The sequence below is a fragment of the Aestuariivivens insulae genome (genome assembly GCF_022662195.1).
Lineage (GTDB): Bacteria > Bacteroidota > Bacteroidia > Flavobacteriales > Flavobacteriaceae > Aestuariivivens > Aestuariivivens insulae.
Map to the genome: position 1 here is coordinate 46018 of NZ_JAKMCS010000014.1, position 20771 is coordinate 66788.

The 20771-nt window shown below is 35.7% G+C and carries 22 protein-coding genes; 3 read left to right on the top strand and 19 right to left on the bottom strand.

The window, feature by feature from the left end; translation table 11 throughout:
- Window positions 1-118: 118 nt before the first annotated feature.
- Complete coding sequence (gene guaA / locus MR062_RS14670) at window positions 119-1654, bottom strand: glutamine-hydrolyzing GMP synthase (protein WP_242205607.1); 1536 nt, start codon at window positions 1652-1654, stop codon at window positions 119-121.
- Window positions 1655-1714: 60 nt separating this feature from the next.
- Complete coding sequence (locus MR062_RS14675) at window positions 1715-3085, bottom strand: pyridoxal phosphate-dependent decarboxylase family protein (protein WP_242205608.1); 1371 nt, start codon at window positions 3083-3085, stop codon at window positions 1715-1717.
- A gap of 170 nt (window positions 3086-3255) precedes the next feature.
- Here MR062_RS14675 and MR062_RS14680 point away from each other — a divergent pair, with 170 nt between their 5' ends.
- Window positions 3256-4671, top strand: coding sequence for a TlpA family protein disulfide reductase (locus MR062_RS14680; RefSeq protein ID WP_242205610.1), 1416 nt, complete (start codon window positions 3256-3258; stop codon window positions 4669-4671).
- 7 nt (window positions 4672-4678) lie between these two features.
- Here the strand turns inward: MR062_RS14680 and bshC are convergent, their stop codons facing one another.
- Window positions 4679-6280 carry a bacillithiol biosynthesis cysteine-adding enzyme BshC gene (gene bshC, locus MR062_RS14685; RefSeq protein WP_242205612.1) on the bottom strand — a complete coding sequence of 534 codons (1602 nt, stop codon included), beginning with the start codon at window positions 6278-6280 and terminating at the stop codon, window positions 4679-4681.
- Window positions 6281-6433: 153 nt separating this feature from the next.
- On the opposite strand from bshC, the gene MR062_RS14690 reads away from it, so the two are divergent.
- A complete protein-coding gene (locus tag MR062_RS14690; protein WP_242205614.1) occupies window positions 6434-7696 on the top strand; it encodes a carboxypeptidase-like regulatory domain-containing protein in 1263 nt (420 codons plus the stop codon).
- A 186-nt stretch (window positions 7697-7882) separates the two neighbouring features.
- On the opposite strand, the gene rimO is transcribed toward MR062_RS14690, so the two are convergent.
- The 15 genes from rimO to recR all read right to left on the bottom strand — a co-directional run bounded on the left by rimO (window position 7883) and on the right by recR (window position 18793).
- Window positions 7883-9184, bottom strand: coding sequence for a 30S ribosomal protein S12 methylthiotransferase RimO (gene rimO, locus MR062_RS14695; protein ID WP_242205616.1), 1302 nt, complete (start codon window positions 9182-9184; stop codon window positions 7883-7885).
- A 67-nt stretch (window positions 9185-9251) separates the two neighbouring features.
- The gene (locus tag MR062_RS14700; protein WP_242205618.1) at window positions 9252-9680 is read right to left on the bottom strand and encodes an SRPBCC family protein; all 429 of its coding nucleotides are present in this window, start codon (window positions 9678-9680) and stop codon (window positions 9252-9254) included.
- 66 nt (window positions 9681-9746) lie between these two features.
- A complete protein-coding gene (ftsY, locus tag MR062_RS14705) occupies window positions 9747-10700 on the bottom strand; it encodes a signal recognition particle-docking protein FtsY (RefSeq protein WP_242205620.1) in 954 nt (317 codons plus the stop codon).
- Window positions 10701-10916: 216 nt separating this feature from the next.
- Window positions 10917-11069 (bottom strand): DUF4295 domain-containing protein, encoded by a 153-nt coding sequence (locus tag MR062_RS14710; protein WP_242205622.1) that lies wholly within the window; start codon window positions 11067-11069, stop codon window positions 10917-10919.
- Window positions 11070-11075: 6 nt separating this feature from the next.
- On the bottom strand, window positions 11076-11258 hold the full coding sequence (rpmG, locus tag MR062_RS14715; RefSeq protein WP_007648529.1) for a 50S ribosomal protein L33: 183 nt from the start codon (window positions 11256-11258) through the stop codon (window positions 11076-11078).
- A gap of 26 nt (window positions 11259-11284) precedes the next feature.
- Window positions 11285-11521 carry a 50S ribosomal protein L28 gene (gene rpmB, locus MR062_RS14720; protein ID WP_226696837.1) on the bottom strand — a complete coding sequence of 79 codons (237 nt, stop codon included), beginning with the start codon at window positions 11519-11521 and terminating at the stop codon, window positions 11285-11287.
- Window positions 11522-11603: 82 nt separating this feature from the next.
- Window positions 11604-12854: a competence/damage-inducible protein A gene (locus tag MR062_RS14725; protein ID WP_242205624.1), complete on the bottom strand. Its 1251-nt coding sequence runs from the start codon at window positions 12852-12854 to the stop codon at window positions 11604-11606.
- Window positions 12854-13195: an Hpt domain-containing protein gene (locus MR062_RS14730; RefSeq protein WP_242205626.1), complete on the bottom strand. Its 342-nt coding sequence runs from the start codon at window positions 13193-13195 to the stop codon at window positions 12854-12856. The genes MR062_RS14725 and MR062_RS14730 overlap by 1 nt, the downstream gene beginning before the upstream one ends.
- Window positions 13196-13197: 2 nt before the next feature.
- Window positions 13198-13809, bottom strand: coding sequence for a fumarylacetoacetate hydrolase family protein (locus MR062_RS14735; protein WP_242205628.1), 612 nt, complete (start codon window positions 13807-13809; stop codon window positions 13198-13200).
- 16 nt (window positions 13810-13825) lie between these two features.
- Window positions 13826-14602 (bottom strand): 3'-5' exonuclease, encoded by a 777-nt coding sequence (locus tag MR062_RS14740; protein ID WP_242205630.1) that lies wholly within the window; start codon window positions 14600-14602, stop codon window positions 13826-13828.
- Between the two features lie 130 nt (window positions 14603-14732).
- The gene (locus tag MR062_RS14745) at window positions 14733-16049 is read right to left on the bottom strand and encodes a dihydrolipoamide acetyltransferase family protein (RefSeq protein WP_242205632.1); all 1317 of its coding nucleotides are present in this window, start codon (window positions 16047-16049) and stop codon (window positions 14733-14735) included.
- A gap of 108 nt (window positions 16050-16157) precedes the next feature.
- On the bottom strand, window positions 16158-16781 hold the full coding sequence (locus MR062_RS14750) for an HAD family hydrolase (protein ID WP_242205633.1): 624 nt from the start codon (window positions 16779-16781) through the stop codon (window positions 16158-16160).
- Window positions 16771-17358 carry a phosphoribosyltransferase gene (locus MR062_RS14755; protein ID WP_242205635.1) on the bottom strand — a complete coding sequence of 196 codons (588 nt, stop codon included), beginning with the start codon at window positions 17356-17358 and terminating at the stop codon, window positions 16771-16773. The genes MR062_RS14750 and MR062_RS14755 overlap by 11 nt, the downstream gene beginning before the upstream one ends.
- Window positions 17355-18161 (bottom strand): glycosyltransferase, encoded by an 807-nt coding sequence (locus MR062_RS14760; RefSeq protein ID WP_242205637.1) that lies wholly within the window; start codon window positions 18159-18161, stop codon window positions 17355-17357. Before MR062_RS14760 ends, MR062_RS14755 begins: the two co-directional genes overlap by 4 nt.
- Before the next feature lie 14 nt (window positions 18162-18175).
- Window positions 18176-18793 carry a recombination mediator RecR gene (gene recR, locus MR062_RS14765; RefSeq protein WP_242205639.1) on the bottom strand — a complete coding sequence of 206 codons (618 nt, stop codon included), beginning with the start codon at window positions 18791-18793 and terminating at the stop codon, window positions 18176-18178.
- A 124-nt stretch (window positions 18794-18917) separates the two neighbouring features.
- Here recR and MR062_RS14770 point away from each other — a divergent pair, with 124 nt between their 5' ends.
- Window positions 18918-20375, top strand: a complete 1458-nt coding sequence (locus MR062_RS14770; protein WP_242205642.1) for a sodium:solute symporter — start codon at window positions 18918-18920, stop codon at window positions 20373-20375.
- Here the strand turns inward: MR062_RS14770 and MR062_RS14775 are convergent.
- Complete coding sequence (locus MR062_RS14775) at window positions 20337-20699, bottom strand: CoA-binding protein (RefSeq protein ID WP_242205644.1); 363 nt, start codon at window positions 20697-20699, stop codon at window positions 20337-20339. The two genes, MR062_RS14770 and MR062_RS14775, sit on opposite strands and share 39 nt — an antisense overlap.
- Window positions 20700-20771: the final 72 nt, after the last annotated feature.

Genomic DNA, 20771 nt, shown 5'->3' on the forward strand with positions numbered 1-20771 from the left:
TCTCAATTATTGCATATAATATGCCAAAAAACAAAAATAAAAAAAACAGCAACACTTTACCGTTGCTGTTTAAATCTTATTTGAATTTATATTTTTGAAGTTTATAATGCTTCAATACCTATTCCCATTCAATAGTTGCTGGTGGCTTGGAACTTATATCGTAAACGACCCTATTAACGCCTTTAACTTTGTTGATGATATCGTTTGATGTCTTTTGAAGGAATTCATACGGCAAATTTACCCAATCGGCAGTCATACCATCGGTACTCTCAACAGCTCTAAGCGCTACACACTTCTCGTAAGTACGCTCATCGCCCATAACACCTACACTATTTACCGGTAACAACATGGCTCCTGCTTGCCAAACTTTATCATAAAGTCCCCATGATTTTAATCCTTCTATAAAAATAGCATCCACTTCCTGCAGAATACGCACTTTCTCGGCAGTAATATCTCCTAAAATACGAATACCCAAACCAGGTCCTGGGAATGGATGGCGTCCCAAAAGTTCTGGATCGATGCCTAATGTAGCCCCAACACGTCTAACCTCATCTTTAAACAAAGCCTTAAGTGGTTCTACAATTTTTAATTTCATATAATCTGGTAATCCACCAACGTTATGATGACTCTTTATAGTGGCTGAAGGTCCTCCAGTTGCCGACACACTTTCAATAACATCGGGGTAGATGGTTCCTTGTGCCAACCAGGTAACATCCTCTATTTTATGAGCTTCGTCATCAAAAACCTCTATAAAGGCATTACCAATGGCTTTTCGTTTTAGCTCTGGATCTTCAATCCCTTTTAATGCTGCCAAAAACCTATCGGAAGCATCAACACCCTTAACGTTAAGCCCCATACCTTCGTATTGGTTCAATACATTTTGAAACTCGTTCTTTCTAAGCAGGCCGTTATTCACGAAAATACAATACAGGTTTTTCCCAATGGCCTTATTAAGCAATACTGCTGCCACGGTAGAATCTACACCTCCCGAAAGTCCTAAAACAACTTTATCATTCCCTACGGTTTCCTGAAGCGCTTCTACGGTTTCTTCAACAAAGGACTGAGGTGTCCAATCTTGGTGTACACCAGCTATACTTACTAAAAAGTTTTCCAATAACTGCTTGCCGTCTGTAGTATGGTATACCTCTGGGTGAAACTGAATTGCATAAGTTTCTTCACCATCAATACGGTAAGCCGCATTTTCAACATCGTGTGTACTTGCTATAAGAACACCATTTGTTGGTAATTTTTTAATGGTATCGCTATGGCTCATCCAAACTTGGCTACCTGTATGGATATGTGCCAAAAAAGGCTCATTACTTTTTATAAACGATAAATTGGCCCTACCGTACTCACGCGTATTGGAAGGCGCTACTTCACCTCCCGAAAAATGCGCTAAATACTGTGCGCCATAACAAACAGCTAAAAGCGGTTTCTTACCCCGTATATTTGACAAATCTGGGTGCAAAGCCTCTTCTCCCCTTACAGAATAAGGGCTACCTGAAAGGATTACAGCTTTGTACTCTTCAATGTTGTTTGGAATTTTGTTAAATGGAATAATTTCGGAGTAGATGTTGAGTTCCCTAACTCGACGCCCAATAAGTTGGGTATATTGCGATCCGAAGTCTAAAATTAATACCTTATCGTGTTGCATGCGCAAAAGTAATAATTGATTTTAGAATGACGAATTACGATTACTATTTTTTTTGTTTTTTTAAGCCATGGTTTCTAAAATCGACCTAATATCTTCTTCAGTAGTATCTGGATTTATAAAACAGAAACGCGACACGGTTTCAAAACTGCCATTAGTTTTCCATTTGGTTGGCGTTACCAAGGCAAAACCTTTTTTATGGTTTTCGTAAGTCCAATTTCTGTAATCGTCTGGTGACCAGCCAATTCTTCTATAAAGTACACAGGATAGGCTGGGTTCCCTTACCAATTCTACGTATGGCATGTCTTCAATCATCTTACCAGCAATTTGTGCCAACTCCAATCCGCGCTCAACGGCTTCTTTATATTTATCGGTACCGTGTGTTGCCAACGAAAACCACAATGGCAAGCCTCTTACCCGTCTTGTGAGCTGTATTTGGTAATCGGCAGGATTAAAGCCCTGCGCGCCTTCATCCTTAAATATTTCTAAATAAGAACCTTCTTGGGCATGGGCCTGTTTTGCTAACTCTGGGTTTTTATAAATAACGGCTCCACAATCGTAGGGTGAAAACATCCACTTGTGGGGATCTATGGTAATACTATCTGCTTTTTCAATACCATTAAACAAATGCCTTACAGAATCTGCCGCTAAAGCACCTCCTCCATAAGCGGCATCGACATGGAACCATAACTTTTCCTTTTCACAGATAGTTGCTATATCTTCTAAATCATCAATTATACCTGCATTGGTCGTTCCTCCCGTTGCTACAACCGCGAACAACCGCTTACGCTGATGAAAATTTAGATTATCAATCGTTTCACGAAGGGCCATTTCCGTTAATTTCTCTTCAGAATCAACCAACAGTATATCTACATCGGCTACTTTGGCCATAGCCTTGATTGACGAATGGGCCCCTATAGACGTGATAATCAAGCCTTTTTCCCTTTTAAAGGTATCGTCTTCCCGCCAATGCTCGCGTGCCGTCACAATAGCCGAAAGGTTTGCTGCCGTTCCGCCACTGGTAAAGACCCCAAAAGCACCATCTGGCAAGCCTGTTAATGAAACGATCCACTTCATGGCTTCATTTTCACAAAAGATACCTCCTGCTCCCTCCATCCAATAGGCTCCATGAATACTGGACGCCGAAGTCACCAAATCGAACATAATGGCCGCGCGTGTTGGTGAGGCTGGCACAAATGCCAAATGTCTAGGATGATCTATAGGGACCGTCGCTTTCATTAGGTGTTTTTTCCAAAGGTTAAAGGCATACTCTCCGCCCACACCGTCAGCTGTAACTGTTTCACCTACCAAAGCTTTAAGCTGTTCCTCTTTTTTAGGTTTCCCTATTTTGGGGTTTGTTGATGAAATCCTTTCAATGGCATATTTCATGACATCTAAGGTCATCTCAATAAGTTCTATATCTATTTTGTGCATTCTTGAATCAATTTTTGCAAAAATAAAGATTTAGAAGAGCATAGTTACCATTTCCATACAGTAAATCAACAAATAACTCGATTTAAAAATGAAAGGTATTTATAATACGATCGTAATTAAAAACTTATATTTACAAATTAACTTTATAAAATAACATATTAATCTTATCTATGAAAAACTGTTTATTATTACTAATAATAGCATCAACATTCTTCTCATGTTCAAACAATAAAAAAAATAGTACTCCAAAAATAAATGACACCCTCTTAAGTGTTTCTCTACAATGGAAAGCCGATAACGAATTTGATTTTTTCGAAATTTATTATACTAATTTTCCCGTTTACACTTCAAAGAAAGCCTATCCTAAAATTTACGAACAAAAAATAAAAAAGTTCAAAAACACAACTAAATTTGATAGTCTTTTGTTTGTTTCAACACCAATGCAAAAATTCCCTTCGGTATACAGAAAATATATAAATGACTATGGCGGAAAAGACTATCTTTTTAAGGCTTTTAATGACCAATTAAAAGACACAGTCATTATTAAAAATAAAAATCTCAAATACGAATTTAATGCGATTTCTGGATTTTTGAACGATAAACAAATTGTTATTCCAGACCTTAATAACAATGGTGATTTCTCAGATGACCAAAGGCTTCTTTTTCCAAAAGAATTCCATAATCAAAAAGAAGACAACTCTTCAGTACTGGACACCTTACCGTTATTGGACTTTTCCTATCAGTTATTAAAAAATGGGAAAATCCATAATATAGACAGAAAAGTAATAATTTATCCCAGTGCCAGGCATAGACATATATATTTATTGAAAAATGATTTGAACGAAACTTTAAATGCCTACACCCTATTTTTAGAGCTAAAAGATTATGCCAAAGGAACAATCACAAAAGATTCAATACATTATACTATTGCTGTTCAAGGAAAAGAGCCATTTCTTTCCGATATTGTTATAAAACCAGATTCTGTCTTTTACCATAGCCATAACCTTTTAATGCAATCCTATTTTTCACACAAAAAGGGGGACACTGTAAGTTTGGGGCGTAAATGGTATAAAATAAAAGGGATTTCTCCTGATTTTAAAAAGATAGAATTTACAAAAGTAGCTAGTGCTCCTAAACTTATAAAAAAAGGGATTCAATTAGGTAAAAAACTTAATAATCCCATAATAACAGCAATTGATGGCACCGAAAAAAATCTTTTTTCTGAGATGAATGACAAAGAATACATGTTACTTGATTTTTGGGGAACATGGTGTGGTCCATGTAAAAAACTTACCCCTAAGTTAATAGACATGTATAAAAGGCATGGTAACAATGTTTCATTTGTGAGCATTGCCTATGATGAAAATGTTAATGATGTCAAGCTATACACTGATGAAAATAACATGCAATGGTTTCACGGTTTTGTTGACAGAAAAGATAAAACCAATACTATTATAGACACTTGGAATATCAAATCTTTCCCTACATTTTTATTGATAGACAAAAATCAACAAATATTATACATGGGGGCTGGCGGTTTAATTTTAGATGAAATGGATGAAATGATAAAAAAATTGAAATATTAATTATCCATCATAAAGTTAAGATTAATAACTCTTCCTTTAAAGGCTGTAATTGTTCTATCAATTTTGATATTAAGTCATCTCCATACTCCAAATAAAACTCAGAAAAATTAGCATTACGCTCTTGTAGTCCTTGGTTAGGAAACAATTCATTTTGAAGCTCGGTCATACGCTGTACATGATCGGACAACTTATTCTTTTGAGCCTTTAACAGTCGCTTTTCCAGTTTATCCAGACCTTTTAATTGTTTTGCTTCCTGTGCCTTTACGGCTCCTAAAAACGATTTGTCGGTTTGATCGGCCAGGTTGTACAAAGCTTCAAATTGTTGTTTTAAATGTTCTTTTTGATTTGAAAAGTCAATATCTATATTTGAAATCTCCCTTACCTTTTTATTGATGAAGGCATTCCTTTTTAAAAAGATATCTTTTGGTGATATGCTTAAATTTTGAAGTTTTTTATGTTGGCTTTCAGATTGAATGAGTACCGAATTACGCAACAAAAGTATTGGAAAGGCTATGTTAACTTCCTTAAAATAATCTTTTAGCTGAAGCCAATAGGCCAACTCTCCTCCGCCACCTATATAGCACAAATTAGGTAAAATAACCTCCTGGTACAAGGGCCGCATAACAACATTAGGAGAAAACCGTTCGGGATGGTTTTCCACTTCCTGTAATAGCGCTTCCTTACCGAACGTTATGTTGGTATTCAACACCTTATAAACACCTTCTTCCAAAACAATACGTTCCCTTAAGTTATCTTTTAAATAAAAAAGGTTGATCTCCCTTGGCGTGACCTGTATTTTATAATTTTCGGATGCCGCACTAATTTGCTGATTCGACTTTGAAACCATTTTAAAAGAGGTTTGGTCAAGCAGCTCTTCTTTTATAAAAGGAACAAATAGTTGTTTTAACTCCTTATCGGCTGCATCAATAATTACCAAACCACAATCCTTAAACAGGGCATTAGCCAAGCAACGGGTAGCATCGGTTAAATTATTGTTTTTTAAATACGCCGTTTCAAATAGCTCTTTTATCTTATTAGCATTTTTACTAAGCCCAAGTTCTTTTGAAAACCAATTTAATACCTCATCTAACCCCTCTGTCGACAACATGCCAACGGCACCACTAGCCTCTCTGTTCCACTGGAACTTTTTCCCTTTAAAATTGAAAAAGTTAATCTCATCAAAGTCATGGTCTTCGGTAGCCATCCAATATACAGGCACAAAATTATAATTGGGATATTCCTGCTTTAGCGCTTTGGTAAGATTTATGGTCGAAATAATTTTATATAGAAAATACAAGGGCCCAGTAAATAAATTCAGTTGGTGCCCAGTAGTAACAGTAAACGTGTTTTCCTCTTTTAGGGATTCAATATGACTTAATGTAGCTTCTGAAGCATCAATGTTGCGATACTGTTTTTTCAAGATTTCTACTAAAACAGATCTCGACTGCGCTTGAACCAACTTACATTTTTCTTCTATTTGCCCTTTGAAGTTTTCTATTTTTGGAAAACGATTATAAAACGGTGATAACGTTTTGTCTTCATCCAAATAATCACAAATAATCGACGAAAAATAACCTGTATCCTTAAACGTAATATAATCTTGTTGCATACTGCTATTAAAAATTGTGTAAATATACAGCTATTCCATTTCGAAATTCTAAAAATTTAGTTAAGACTAGAATCATAAAATAGGTTAAATATTTAAAAATTTAAGCGAATTTTCGTAAATTAATAGCACTATAAACTTATTGTTAAGCTAGTTATGAAAACGAAACCCATCTTTAGACTTATACTTGTTTGCCTAATGGTGACCCTATACACCTCACTAGGTTTTACACAAACCAACACAGCTTTTAAAGAAATTGAAGGTAAAGTTGTAGACGAAACCAATAAATCGCCTTTAATATTTGCCGACTTAACTGTTAGCAATTCCAATATTAGTACAGTTACCAATAGTGACGGAGATTTTTTATTAAAAATACCTCCCTCCCTCCTAAAAGAGACCCTCACCATTTCCTATTTAGGTTATGAAGATAAAATACTCAATATTGAACGTATAGAAAACCACTCTAAAATTAAACTAACTCCTGCTTATACCGAGCTTAGTGCCATTAATATCACTTCACTAAAAATGAGTGCTAATGAGCTGGTTCTAGAAACCCTTAAAAAAAAGAGTTCGACCTATACTAATGAAAATACTTTAATGACTGCTTTTTATAGAGAAACCATTAAAAAAAGACGCAAAAATGCTTCCTTATCTGAAGCTGTTGTTAAGATCCACAAACAGCCCTACAACAACTACAGGAACGACCATATCGAACTTATAAAAGCCCGTAAAAGCACTAATTACTCAAGGCTTGATACTATAGCATTAAAATTACAGGGAGGGCCTTTTGGAAATCTTTATACCGATATTATTAAATATCCTGAATACATTTTTACCCCAGAGAACATTCCTAATTATGAATTCAACTTTGGGGAGTCTACCCAAATAAATAACAGTTTAATTTATGTGGTTAACTTCAAACAAAGAGACCATATTGATGAACCGTTATATTACGGAAAGCTTTATATAGACTCCAAAACTTTAGCCCTTACCAGTGCGGTATACAGCCTTAATGTTGAAAACAGGGAACTATCCAGTCAAATGTATATTCGAAAAAAACCTAGAAAAGTGGATGTTTATCCCACCGAAGCTTCATATAGAGTGAATTACCGCACCAGCAACGGCAAATGGCATTATGCCTATAGCAATATTTCGTTAACGTTTAAAGTAAACTGGAGAGGCAAACTGTTTAACAGTATTTATACGCTAAGCAGTGAAATGGCCATAACCGATTGGGAATTGAACGAATCTAAAATAGCACATATTAAAAGCCAGTTAATACGCCCAACAACTATTTTAACCGATAAGGCTTCAGGTTTTTCAGACCCACGATTTTGGGGTGAATACAACATTATAGAACCGGAAAAATCTATTGAATCGGCTATTAAAAAGATACAAAAACAATTGAAGCGGACTTAAGGTTTTACCTTATACTTAACTTTGAGTTCTTTGTCCTTCTTTGCTGGCTTTGTGGTTATATTTAAACAAAGAAATCACCAAAAAAGGCACAAAGGACCCTAAAGGTTCTTTAATGATTTTAACAGCCTCAGCATATAGACCAACCCTTAGACTGCACTTGGAGTACCTGAGTGACTACGCTCAGGGCTACACCACTTCGGCATACAAATCGAAATCGGCCGCATCGGTAATTTTTACGTTTGCAAATTCCCCTGTTTTTAAATAGGTTTTTGAAGCGTCTATAAGAACTTCATTATCCACATCGGGAGAATCATGCTCTGTACGCCCCACAAAATAACCGCCTTCTTTTCTATCGATAACCACTTTGAAGGTCTTCCCAATTTTCTCTTGGTTGAGTTCCCATGAAATCTGCGATTGAATTTCCATGATTTCATTAGCCCGCTGTTGTTTAACATCTTCGGGTACATCATCTTCTAAATTGTAGGCATGGGTATTTTCTTCGTGCGAATAGGTAAAACATCCTAAGCGCTCAAAACGCATATCTTGCACCCATTGTTTTAGCTCTTGAAAATCGGCTTCTGTTTCCCCAGGATACCCAACAATCAAAGTTGTTCTAACAGTCATCCCTGGTACAGCTATTCTAAAATCCTTTAGAAGTTTGGTGGTTTTTTCCTTTGTTGTACCACGACGCATACTCTTTAAAATTGAGTCTGAAATATGCTGCAATGGAATATCGATATAATTACAAATCTTAGGCTCTTTGTTCATCACGTCCAGCACATCCAACGGAAAACCAGTAGGAAAGGCATAATGCAATCGAATCCACTCAATACCTTCCACCTTAACCAAAGCTTCCAGTAGTTCTGCCAAATTTCTTTTCTTATATAAATCCAGCCCATAATAGGTTAGATCTTGTGCTATAAGAATCAATTCCTTGACTCCTTTTGCCGCCAATTTTTCGGCTTCGGTAACCAAATCTTCTATAGGGGTACTTTTATATTTACCCCGCATTAATGGGATGGCACAAAACGAACATGGCCTGTCACAACCTTCGGCGATCTTTAAATAGGCATAATTTTTAGGAGTAGTAGTTAGGCGTTCCCCTATAAGTTCATGTTTATAATCGGCTCCTAGTACTTTGAGCAACCCTGGTAATTCGGTAGTTCCAAAATACTGGTCCACATTGGGAATCTCCTTAATTAAATCGGGCTTATACCTTTCGGAAAGACATCCTGTTACAAAAACCTTATCAACTTCGCCTTCCTCTTTTTTCTGAACATACTCTAAAATGGTATTAACACTTTCTTCTTTGGCATTATTTATAAAGCCACACGTGTTAATCACCACGACATTACCTTCATCCTCATGAACCACTTCTTTACCGCTGGCTTTTAGCTGCCCCATTAGCACTTCGCTATCGTAAACATTTTTACTACAGCCTAGTGTAACAACGTTAATTTTGTTCTTTTTAAGTGATTTTGTCCTCATGCCCTATTTTTAAGGCTGCAAAGATACGGAAAGCATGTGGATTTTAAATAAATTAGTTCTGGAGCAACTAATTCCTTTCTTCAAAAGGCACTACAACCCCGCTTTCTAGGTAGTTTTTTAAGCCATTAAGCAATAAGGCCCAACAAAAGGACGAGTGTTTAAAATGATTATTGGCCTCTGGCCAGTTTATATGACTGAATTTCAAATAGGTCCCACCATCATTTTCTTCCATATCAAAACCAAATGTTGTTGGATTCCAATCGGCATCCGACTGGGTCATTTTAAAGTGAATGGACTTATCTACTTCCAATTTGGAAACCTGGCAATACCAGTCGTAGTCATCTGTAAAATTCAAATTATACATGTCTCCCAACAATGGCTTTCCAGAACTTTTAAGTGTCCACCAATTATCGAGATGCTTTGGTTGTGTCACCGCATTGAACACCGCTTTAGGGGACACATTGATTTGAAGATTATGGTAAATATTACAACTCATATCTATAAAAATACAAAATTTATAGATTATAAGATTCCCGCCTTCGCAGAAATGATAAACATGGGTTTATTTAAAAAACGAATCTACAAACTCGTATTTATTGAATACTTGCAAGTCGTCTATACCTTCTCCTACACCAATATATTTTACTGGTATTTTAAATTGGTCTGAAATACCTATTACGACACCACCTTTTGCTGTACCATCAAGTTTAGTTACAGCTAAAGAAGCAACTTCGGTTGCTGCAGTAAACTGTTTAGCCTGTTCGAAAGCATTCTGTCCTGTTGAGCCGTCCAAAACCAAAAGTACATCGTGCGGTGCGTCTGCTACCACTTTTTGCATCACGCGCTTTACTTTGGTCAATTCGTTCATTAAGTTCACTTTATTGTGCAAACGCCCAGCTGTATCAATAATAACGACATCGGCATCATGGGACACGGCACTTTTAAGTGTATCGAAGGCCACCGATGCTGGATCACTTCCCATAGACTGTTTTACAATAGGAACATCTACACGATCTGCCCATACCTGCAATTGGTCTATAGCTGCGGCCCTAAATGTATCGGCTGCTCCCAATACGACTTTCAGCCCTTGTTTTTTAAACTGGCTTGCCAGCTTTCCTATGGTTGTGGTTTTCCCAACGCCATTAACACCAACCACCATAATAACATAAGGTTTTTTATCCTGTGGTATGGTAAATTCCGATTCTTCCCCTACATTCGTCTCACTCAACAAGCCTGCAATTTCCTCTCGTAAAATTTGGTTTAACTCTTCGGTACCCAAATATTTGTCCTTTGATACACGATCTTCTATACGCTCAATAATTTTAAGTGTTGTTTCTACTCCAACATCACTGGTTACCAAAACTTCCTCTAAATTATCTAAGACCTCGTCATCTACCTTAGACTTACCCGCTACTGCTTTACTTAATTTATTAAAGAAACTGGATTTGGTTTTTTCCAACCCTTTATCAAGGGTTTCCTTTTTTTCTGAAGAAAATATTTTTTTAAAAAAACTCATTAAAAATGTTTGTTCGTTTGTTGTTTACTTGTTTAAAAATCAACACTTCTTTTTTGTGCTTGGCCTAACTACCGGTTAAATCCCATATTGTTACAGTCAATTTCTATTCCACAGTTTTTTACTGCTATTATGGCAGTAAATTTAGTAAAATATAAGCATAAAAAAAGCTGCTCTCAAAATTGAAAGCAGCTTTGTATATATTATAAAGTATATAACTTATTTTTTGTTTAAATAGTCATTTACTAATTCTGGGCTCATAATGGACTCTACAAACATGTAAGCTCCTGTTTTTGGAGACTTAACCATTTTTATAGCCTTAGTTAATCTTTTAGATCCTGTCTGTAATGATGCTACTGCTTTCTTTGCCATGACTTATTATTTTATCTCTTTGTGAACGGTCATACGCTTAAGGATAGGATTAAATTTTTTAATCTCCATTCTATCTGGCGTGTTCTTTTTATTCTTAGTTGTAATGTATCTAGATGTTCCTGGTTGTCCAGACTCTTTATGCTCTGTACATTCTAAAATTACCTGTATTCTATTTCCTTTTTTTGCCATCTTATTTTATTTATTAAATACAGCTATTATTTTAAAAAGCCTTTTGATTTAGCCTCTTTAATTGCCGCAGAAATACCTATTTTATTGATAGTTTTTAAAGCAGAAGTAGAAACTTTTAAAGTAATCCATTTATCTTCTTCTGGAATGTAAAAACGTTTCTTAACTAAATTTGCATCGAACTTGCGTTTAGTTCTATTTAATGCATGAGACACGTTGTTTCCAACCATTGCCTTCTTTCCTGTAAGTTCACAAACTCTTGACATTATTTCTACCTTTAAATTTGTTGTTGTTTAAAAACGAGGTGCAAATATACTAATTCTTTAGATTATAGCAATCTAATTTTAATCAATTTTTAAAAATTTCTTTTTGCAACATTTCTAAAGCTTTACTTACCGCTTTGCTAATGACTTTTGCACGATGGCTTCCAAAGTTAAATACTTCTGAATAAACTACATTTTTTGTTGCTATTGCTATAAAAACAGTTCCCACTTCGGCATTGGAATCGCCTTTTGTTGGCCCTGCATTACCTGTGGTCGCTATAGCATAATCGGATTTATATAGCTGTCGTACTTTTTGGGCCATCGCTTCTGCTACTTGGGCACTAACAACGGAATATTCATTAATGATTGATTCCGAAACGCCCAAAACATCTATTTTGGATTGTGTAGAATATGTAACCACGCCTCCTTTAAGATACTGTGAGGCTCCTGCTATTGAAGTGAACAATTGAGCCAATTTACCTCCAGTACAACTTTCTGCTATCGCTAAGGACTTGCCACGTTTTGTAAGTTGCTTAGCTATAACTGCTTCTTCGTTTCCGTCTTCATCTTCAAAACCAAAAAACTCCTTTTCAATTAAAGGCAAAAGTTTTTCTATTTGAAAATCTACTTCTTTCTTAATATTATCGGTCTCAAAACTTTTAGCAGACAAACGTAGCCTCATTTTACCCAAACTAGGCAAATACGCTAGTTTTATGTGTTTTGGCAAAGCATCTTCCCAAGACGCAATACGATCGGCCAAAGTACTTTCTCCCAATCCGTAAACCAATAACGTTTTATGTAAAATAAAAGGACAATGATATTTATCTTTTAATTTTGGAATGACCTGCTGGGAAACGAGTGCTCTCATCTCGTAAGGCACCCCCGGAAGTGACACAAAGGTTTTATTGTCCTTTTCCAACCACATCCCCGGAGCAGTCCCCAAAACGTTCATGAGTACTTCTGCACGTGATGGCACTAAAGCTTGATCTTTATTAACCTGAAGCAATACCTGTCTATTGAACTGCTTCCAAATAGACTCTATATTTTTCAAAACAGCTGCATTTGGAACTAAGGTATCGTTAAAATATGCTGCAATGGTTTTTTTGGTGATATCATCTTTGGTTGGGCCTAATCCTCCTGTAATTATAATGATATCGGCTCGGCTTTCTGCTTCTTCTAAGGCTTTTAGAATATGATCTCTATCATCTTGAATAGAAGTGATCTGGTATACCGAAACCCCTATTTTATTAAGTGCTTTGGCTATGTATGCCGAATTTGTATCAATTACCTGACCTATAAGAAGTTCATCGCCAATGGTAATTATTTCTGCTTGCATTACAAATTAAAATCGGATTTAATCTCGGCCAGAGCATTATCTACTGCCGTTGTAACAATGTTGAGTTTTTCGGTAATGTCCATATCTGTTTTGGTAAACTTCCCCCAGTCTTGGACTTCAATTAAATCATCAAGAATACCAAGTTCAAATAAGTCTACCGTTGGTTTCATTTTATGGGCAGCCTGGTAAGCTTCTTGGTAGTTTTTATCTGCAACTGCTACCTTTAAACGCTCAACATCTTCTGAAACTTCTTCAATAAAAGTTTCAGCCAGAGTTAATATAAAATCTTCATCGTTATCGGCTAATTCCCTTACTCTAAATAATTTGTAATGCTGCTCCATAGTTATTTTACTGTTATTGAAAATAGTTGTCTTTCTTCTATAAACCCAACTAATTTATCATTGGCTTGCACTTTGCCAACGCCTGCTGGCGTGCCCGTAAAGATAATGTCTCCTATCTTTAAAGTGAAATATTTTGAGATATATTCAATTAATTCATCAATTTTCCAAAGCATATGACTTGTATTTCCTTTTTGTACAATGGTATTGTTCTTTTTTAAAGAAAATGTAATATCATTAATGTTTTCAAATTCATTTTTGCTAATCCACTGACCTACAACTGCTGCGCCGTCAAAGGACTTTGCTTTTTCCCAAGGCAGTCCTTTTGCTTTTAATTTAGCCTGAAGATCCCTGGCCGTAAAATCGATACCCAAGCCTATTTCATCATAATATTTATGGGCAAATTTTTTATCTATATACTTACCTATACGATTTATTTTCACCAAGACTTCTACTTCGTGGTGTACATCTTCAGAAAAATCAGGAATAAAAAACGGTTGCCTTTTTAATAGAATTGCAGTGTCTGGCTTCAAAAAAACAACAGGTTCTTCTGGTTTTTCATTTTCCAGCTCCTCAATATGTTCGGTATAATTGCGACCGATGCAAATAATTTTCACCTCTCCTTAATTTTGGTTAGCTCAACTTATTGTTTAAACTTCTTAGCTTTATGGCCGTTAATACTTTTTTAGTGTACAACGGGAAATCGGCATTTAACAGCCAACCAAAATAGCCTGGTTCTTGTTCCAAAATTTGGGTCACCAATTTACCTTTATGCTTCCCGAACGAAAAACACTCTTCGCCTTTTTTATTATATACGATGAATCCAGCAAAATCTGCAAACTTTTTACGGGAACTAAACTCGGCTAAAAACTTGGCGTCGTTTTCTAAATCGTCGTATTTAGCTATTTGCGCTTTTAACACTTCATAAGTTGCCATTGTATCGGCTTCGGCACTATGGGCATCGTCTAAATTTTTATCGCAATAAAACTTATAGGCTGCACTTAATGTACGTTGCTCCTTTTTATGAAAAATGGTCTGCACATCAATGGTCAATGTGTTTTTCATGTCGAAATCCAAATCTGCCCGTAACATTTCCTCTGCCAAAAGCGGAATATCGAACCTATTGGAATTGAACCCACCCAAGTCGGCATCTTTAATTAAATTATGTACCTCTTTAGCTATTTCCTTAAAGGTTGGCTTATCTGCCACATCGGCGTCGCTTATGCCATGTATAGCCGTAACCTCACTTGGAATTGGCATTTCTGGATTTACCAACCAACGATGACTTTCCTCCTTACCATTGGGATGCACTTTTAAAACAGCGATTTCAACAACGCGATCTGAAGTAATGTTTACGCCAGTAGTCTCTAAATCGAAAAAACAGATGGGCTTTGAGAGATTTAATTGCATGGATTCTTTTTTTGGATTGTAAAGATACTAATCTCAAAAGTCTAACAAAGAAGGGGACGTAAACTTTTTATAATTGATTAAAAAAACCAACCGTTTTTTGGGTTGGTTCTTTTGTATCTTCTTTTTTCTTTTATATTTCTCTGTTAACGTCCCAGGCCTCTAAGTAATCTTTAACAGCCTTAACAAACTGTCCGCCCAAGGCACCATTAACAACACGATGGTCGTAAGAATGGGACAAAAACATTCTGTAACGGATACCTATAAAATCGCCCTCTGGCGTTTCTATTACTGCTGGCACCTTACGTATAGCCCCTAAAGCTAAAATCCCTACTTGAGGCTGGTTGATTATAGGCGTCCCCATAATACTACCAAACGTTCCTACATTGGTAACGGTATATGTTCCTCCTTGAACTTCATCTGGTTTTAATTGGTTTAAGCGTGCCCTATTGGCTAAATCGTTAACTTGCTTGGTCATACCTACCAAATTCAACTGATCTGCATTTTTTATAACAGGCACTATTAAATTACCATCGGGCAAGGCTGCTGCCATACCTAAATTAATGTTTTTCTTTTTTATGATAGTATCCCCTTGAACGGAAATGTTAATCATTGGGAAATCGCGCAATGCTTTAGCAATGGCCTCCATAAAAATAGGCGTAAAGGTTAGGTTCTCTCCTTCGCGTTTCATAAAGGCATCCTTAACCTTCTTTCTCCAATTCCAGATATTGGTAACATCGGCCTCTATAAAACTCTGTACATGGGCAGAGGTTTGCACAGACTCTACCATATGATGGGCAATAAGTTTCCCCATTCTGGACATCTCTATAATTTCATCACCACCACTTGAAACCACTGGAGCTGCTGATGCTTTAGTCTCTTGAATTGGTATAGCTGGCGTTGTAACCTTTGGTTCTGGCTGGCTAACTTGAGTTCCGCTTCCCCTATTCTCTATATAATCTAAAATATCATTTTTAGTCACACGACCATCCTTCCCAGTTCCTACTAGAACATCTAGTTCTTCTTGGGATACACCTTCTTCTTTGGCTATGTTTCTAACGAGTGGTGAATAAAAACGTGTTTCGCTTGAAGCTATTACTGGAGCCGCTGTTTCCTTAGCAACAGTAATAGTTTGTTCCACCTCTTCAACAGCTTGATTAGCTTCAACACTTTCTGTTTCACTTGATGATGTTTCAGGAATATCTTCACCTTCAGTCTCAATAACAGCCAAAACAGCCCCAACTTCAACCACATCGTCTACATTAAAACGCTTTTCGACCAAAACACCTTCTACTTCGCTTGGCACTTCACTATCCACTTTATCTGTAGCGATTTCTACTACTGCCTCATCTAACTCTATAGTATCCCCTACTTCTTTTAACCATGAGGTTATGGTTGCTTCTGCAACACTCTCTCCCATTTTTGGTAACCTAAGTTCAAACTTTGCCATATGTTTAACGTAATGCTCGTTTTTTTAATTTCGTTTGCAAAATTAACAAAAAAACAGCGATTTCTTTTTATTATTCTTTACAAATACTTTACACTTAAAACTTAACACTTAGTCACACCTCACAACTTCATATTGAATATCAAGAGATTGCAATGTTTTTTCAAAATGCTTATCTGGATTAATAATAATGTTCTTTTTTGATATTTTAATCAATGATAAATCATCAATGTGATCTGTTATAAAAAGATCGATGGTGCCTAATCCTTTAGTTTTTAAATAACTTACAACATTTTTCTTTTTATTTTCTTTAGAATTTTCAAATCTTAATAAATGTCTAGAATATGGGTTTTCCGTAGCTATGCAGGCATCGAATTTATGATCCTTAGCAATTATTTTTGAATAGCAAGCAGGGGCCGCTGTGGCTAAAATCTTCAAATTGTATTCTTCATTGTACAACTTAGAAATATCTCTTTTGTACCCTCCAATACTCTCAACAAATTCAACATTATCCAGATAAGACTTATTCTTTATTGAACCTAAAACATTGTATTTCAACCTAGAATGACTTATAATCTTTAACATCCTAAAAGTCATAAATAGTAATATTCGAAAAGTCAACAATAAATCTAAACTCTTGGCACTACGCGTTAACAAGTATTTAACAAACTGATGAAACGTATTGGTAGCATAGAGGGTTCCATCCAAATCAATCACTAAAACTTTATTGTTCAAAATCTTTTCCTTTATAATCCTTTGACCACGGAAATCTAACTAAAACATTCTTGAATATATAGAAATCTGGTTTAATAATTGATTCCTCCAAAGTCCATGATAAAACGGCTATTTTAATATTGGCTTCTGGAAACTGTTCCTCTAAATTATTTTTCACTAAATGCATAGTCCTTCCAGTATCTATAGCATCATCAACAATCAATATATTTTCAATCTCAATACTTGGAGCTGCATTTATCTTAACGGTTAGTTTAGATAATTCATCTAAATTCATTTTGCTTATTGAAGCCAAAGCTTTTTTAGACTCATACCTTCTTAAATAATTTAAAATTGAATATGGTAAAATCCTTAGTAATACTCTAAAAATAGCATTTTGCTTTATTTGCTCTCTCCTTCTTTGAATTCTAACAGAGTAAAAATCTGTTTTACTAAACTTATTTTTTGCCTTAAGCAGATTTCCCAAATGAGCTCCAGCATTTTCTATTTGCACTACGATATCTGGGTCGATATCTATTTTTGCAGACAGCGCATCTAGTTCTTCCTGAAAACCAGAGTTATTAAGTGTTTTTACTTTCACTTATAAAAGACTTTTTTCTTCAACAAGATTAAAAAAGACTGGGGCATAATAAATGTTATTAGAGCCCTAAGAACTCCAATAGTTGCAATGATAGTAAAATTATATTCGTTTAATAATAATTTTATCCTGCTTTTTGTTTGAGCTTTTCTGTTTTTTGTGGACACGCCTTTAGATGTCATCTCACATTCCATTAAAATTTTTGTAATGTTTGTTGCCTTATAGTTTTTTAAAATATTAAAAAAATAAGCATGATCTTCTAAAGCGGGATAATCCTCTGAATAAACACCTACCTCCTTTACAACCTCAACCCTATACATGACTGCTGAATGTACAAACGGATTATACAAATGTATCACCTGCTTTAGCCTTTTATGATAAGCAGGTGGTTTAAAATCAAACTGTTTATGTCTTTCTATATCAACAAACCTAACCCAACTTCCTACCAAGCCAACATCTTTACTATTTGTCAGTACTTCCTTTTGTTGTTTAAATCTGTTACTTAAACAAATATCGCCAGCGTCTATCCTTGCTATAAAGTCATACCTGTTTAAACCAATAATATGCTCCAATCCTTTATTAAGTGTCTTTACAATCCCTAAATTAACTCCATTAACAAGCAAAAGAACATCTAAACAATTATTAAAATTCTTAACGATTTGTTTTACGCTATCTAACGCATCACTGCCGTCGTCAATAATAAACAAAGTAAAACCTTCTGTCTCATTGAGAAGCGACTCTAAGGTTAACTGTAAACCGCTATAGTTATTATAATGTGGGAGCAATACAGCTATTTGACCATTCATATTTAAAAGGCGAGCTAAAGTTTCAACGACGACTCAAACGGAACTCGGTTTAAAATGCTTCTACCCAGGGTGATTTCATCGGCATACTCCAATTCATCACCTACCGAAATGCCCCGTGCTATCGTCGATATAGTAACTTCACAATCTTGTATCTGTTTGTACACGTAGAAATTAGTAGTATCTCCTTCCATAGTAGAACTTAATGCAAAAATAAGCTCCTTTACCAAGCCGCTTTTAACCTTGGCAACCAAAGGTTCTATATTTAAATCATGGGGGCCAATCCCATCCATTGGAGAAATTTTTCCTCCCAACACATGGTACAAGCCTTTAAAAGAACCTGTGTTTTCAATGGCCATGACATCGCGAACGTCTTCTACCACACAAACTATTTGTTCATTTCTATTTACATTTGAACAAATCTCGCAAAGCTCTCCATCGCTAATATTATTACAGGATTTGCAAAACTTAATCTCATTGCGCATGGCCAATAGCGCATTGGAAAGCGCTAAGGTTTGCTCCTTAGGCTGTCTAAGCATATGCAAAACCAACCGCAACGCTGTACGTTTCCCTATGCCAGGGAGTTGCGCCACTTCGCTAACCGCATTTTCAAGTAGTTTAGATGAAAAATCCATATGTTGCGAAATTACTATTTACACACTAATTTCACTAATTTTATTGTTCCTTTTAAATAAAACCTAGATCAATTTTGGATTTTGAAAATTAATAGTTGTATTTTGAAAACTTGAACTTTTACTTATGACTGCCACACATATTATTGTATTGATCGCTGCTTATTTTGGCGTGTTGATCCTAATATCCTACTTCACCGGAAAAGAAGATTCCAACGATGCTTTTTTTAAGGCCAACAAATCGGCTCCTTGGTATTTAGTCGCCTTTGGAATGATTGGCGCCTCGCTTTCGGGAGTAACGTTCATATCGGTTCCAGGAGCTGTTGAAACAAAACAATTTGGATACTTACAAGTGGTATTTGGGTATTTTTTTGGGTATTTAATCATTGCCTATGTCCTACTGCCTATTTACTACAAATTAAATCTCACCTCAATTTACACCTATTTAAGAGACCGGTTTGGAAACACAAGCTATAAAACAGGTTCCATCGCCTTTTTAGTTTCCAGAACTGTTGGTGCTGCCTTTAGGTTGTTTTTGGTAGCTAAAGTGCTCCAACTTCTAATTTTTGACCAATATCATATTCCTTTTACAATTACGGTAATAATAACCATAGCCTTAATTTGGTTATACACATTTAGAGGAGGTATTAAGACTATTATTTTTACCGATACACTTCAAACCCTTTTCATGCTCATTTCTGTAGTGGTTACTATTGTTTTTTTAGCTTCTGCATTAGATTTAAATAGCATACAGGACATCTATTCGAACATTAAGGATAGCCCAATGAGCAAAACCTTCTTTATGGATGATGTTAATGATGCCCAATACTTTATAAAAAGTTTTTTAGCTGGTATGTTCATCACTATTACCATGACAGGGCTTGACCAAGATATGATGCAAAAAAACCTAACCTGCAAGAACCTAAAAGAGGCCCAAAAAAATATGGTTTCCTTTAGTATCGTACTCATTTTTGTTAACATCCTGTTCTTGGCTTTGGGGCTTATGCTTACCCAATATGCAGATGCTCATGGTATAACAGCAAAAAAAGACGATTTATTTCCAACCATAGCCATGTTGCCCGAAATTGGTGTAATGACTTCTGCATTCTTTCTTCTAGGGTTGATTGCCGCCGCTTATTCCAGCGCAGACTCGGCACTAACATCCCTAACCACTTCTTTTTGCATTGATATTATTGAATTGGACAAAAAGCCCAAAGCGTCACAAAAAAAGGTTAGAAAACGTGCCCATATTTTTATAAGCATCGTATTAGTAATTGTCATCGTATTATTTGATACTATCTTTAAAGATGTTTCGGTTATTTGGGAATTGTTTAAAGCTGCTGGTTATACATATGGGCCTTTATTAGGATTATTTGCTTTTGGCATTTTTACCAAAGCCCAATTAAAAGACAGATTCGTTTGGGTAGTTGCCTGTATTGCTCCAATAATATCATATTTGATAAACACCTATTCTGTTGACCTGCTAAATGGCTACCAAATTGGCTTCGAAATTTTAATTATAAACGGTTTGTTAACGTTTATAGGCTTAATATTGATTCGTAGCAAGCAACACCAAGGTACATGAGGCTTCAAAAGAAATACCTTGTTCTTGTAAGATAGAATAAAACTCTGGATTTTCTGTTCCCGGATTAAAAATAACACGTTTTGGTTTTAAGGATACGATGTAATCGTAATATTCCTTTTGCCGCTTAGGATTCATATACAATGTTACTGTATGCACATTTTCAAAAGGTATTAATTTGGTCTGGACTTTAATGCCACTAATCTCACCTTCTTTCTTACCGAAAGCTACTGCTTCTACTTTATTGGCTACCAAGCGCTGCACAGCATAATTACTATACCTATTGGGCTTTAATGAAGCCCCAAAAACCAAGGTCTTTTTATTCATATGTTAAAAAAAAGTTAATACAACACAAATATAGTAACAGAATCCTTCATTTTGCGTCTACATTTAAAACAT

Coding starts and splice junctions, on each gene's coding strand:
- guaA (WP_242205607.1), bottom strand. CDS start 1,654: ATGCAACACGATAAGGTATTAATTTTAGACTTCGGATCGCAATATACC.
- MR062_RS14675 (WP_242205608.1), bottom strand. CDS start 3,085: ATGCACAAAATAGATATAGAACTTATTGAGATGACCTTAGATGTCATG.
- MR062_RS14680 (WP_242205610.1), top strand. CDS start 3,256: ATGAAAAACTGTTTATTATTACTAATAATAGCATCAACATTCTTCTCA.
- bshC (WP_242205612.1), bottom strand. CDS start 6,280: ATGCAACAAGATTATATTACGTTTAAGGATACAGGTTATTTTTCGTCG.
- MR062_RS14690 (WP_242205614.1), top strand. CDS start 6,434: ATGAAAACGAAACCCATCTTTAGACTTATACTTGTTTGCCTAATGGTG.
- rimO (WP_242205616.1), bottom strand. CDS start 9,184: ATGAGGACAAAATCACTTAAAAAGAACAAAATTAACGTTGTTACACTA.
- MR062_RS14700 (WP_242205618.1), bottom strand. CDS start 9,680: ATGAGTTGTAATATTTACCATAATCTTCAAATCAATGTGTCCCCTAAA.
- ftsY (WP_242205620.1), bottom strand. CDS start 10,700: ATGAGTTTTTTTAAAAAAATATTTTCTTCAGAAAAAAAGGAAACCCTT.
- MR062_RS14710 (WP_242205622.1), bottom strand. CDS start 11,069: ATGGCAAAGAAAGCAGTAGCATCATTACAGACAGGATCTAAAAGATTA.
- rpmG (WP_007648529.1), bottom strand. CDS start 11,258: ATGGCAAAAAAAGGAAATAGAATACAGGTAATTTTAGAATGTACAGAG.
- rpmB (WP_226696837.1), bottom strand. CDS start 11,521: ATGTCAAGAGTTTGTGAACTTACAGGAAAGAAGGCAATGGTTGGAAAC.
- MR062_RS14725 (WP_242205624.1), bottom strand. CDS start 12,854: ATGCAAGCAGAAATAATTACCATTGGCGATGAACTTCTTATAGGTCAG.
- MR062_RS14730 (WP_242205626.1), bottom strand. CDS start 13,195: ATGGAGCAGCATTACAAATTATTTAGAGTAAGGGAATTAGCCGATAAC.
- MR062_RS14740 (WP_242205630.1), bottom strand. CDS start 14,602: ATGCAATTAAATCTCTCAAAGCCCATCTGTTTTTTCGATTTAGAGACT.
- MR062_RS14745 (WP_242205632.1), bottom strand. CDS start 16,049: ATGGCAAAGTTTGAACTTAGGTTACCAAAAATGGGAGAGAGTGTTGCA.
- MR062_RS14760 (WP_242205637.1), bottom strand. CDS start 18,161: ATGAATGGTCAAATAGCTGTATTGCTCCCACATTATAATAACTATAGC.
- recR (WP_242205639.1), bottom strand. CDS start 18,793: ATGGATTTTTCATCTAAACTACTTGAAAATGCGGTTAGCGAAGTGGCG.
- MR062_RS14770 (WP_242205642.1), top strand. CDS start 18,918: ATGACTGCCACACATATTATTGTATTGATCGCTGCTTATTTTGGCGTG.
- MR062_RS14775 (WP_242205644.1), bottom strand. CDS start 20,699: ATGAATAAAAAGACCTTGGTTTTTGGGGCTTCATTAAAGCCCAATAGG.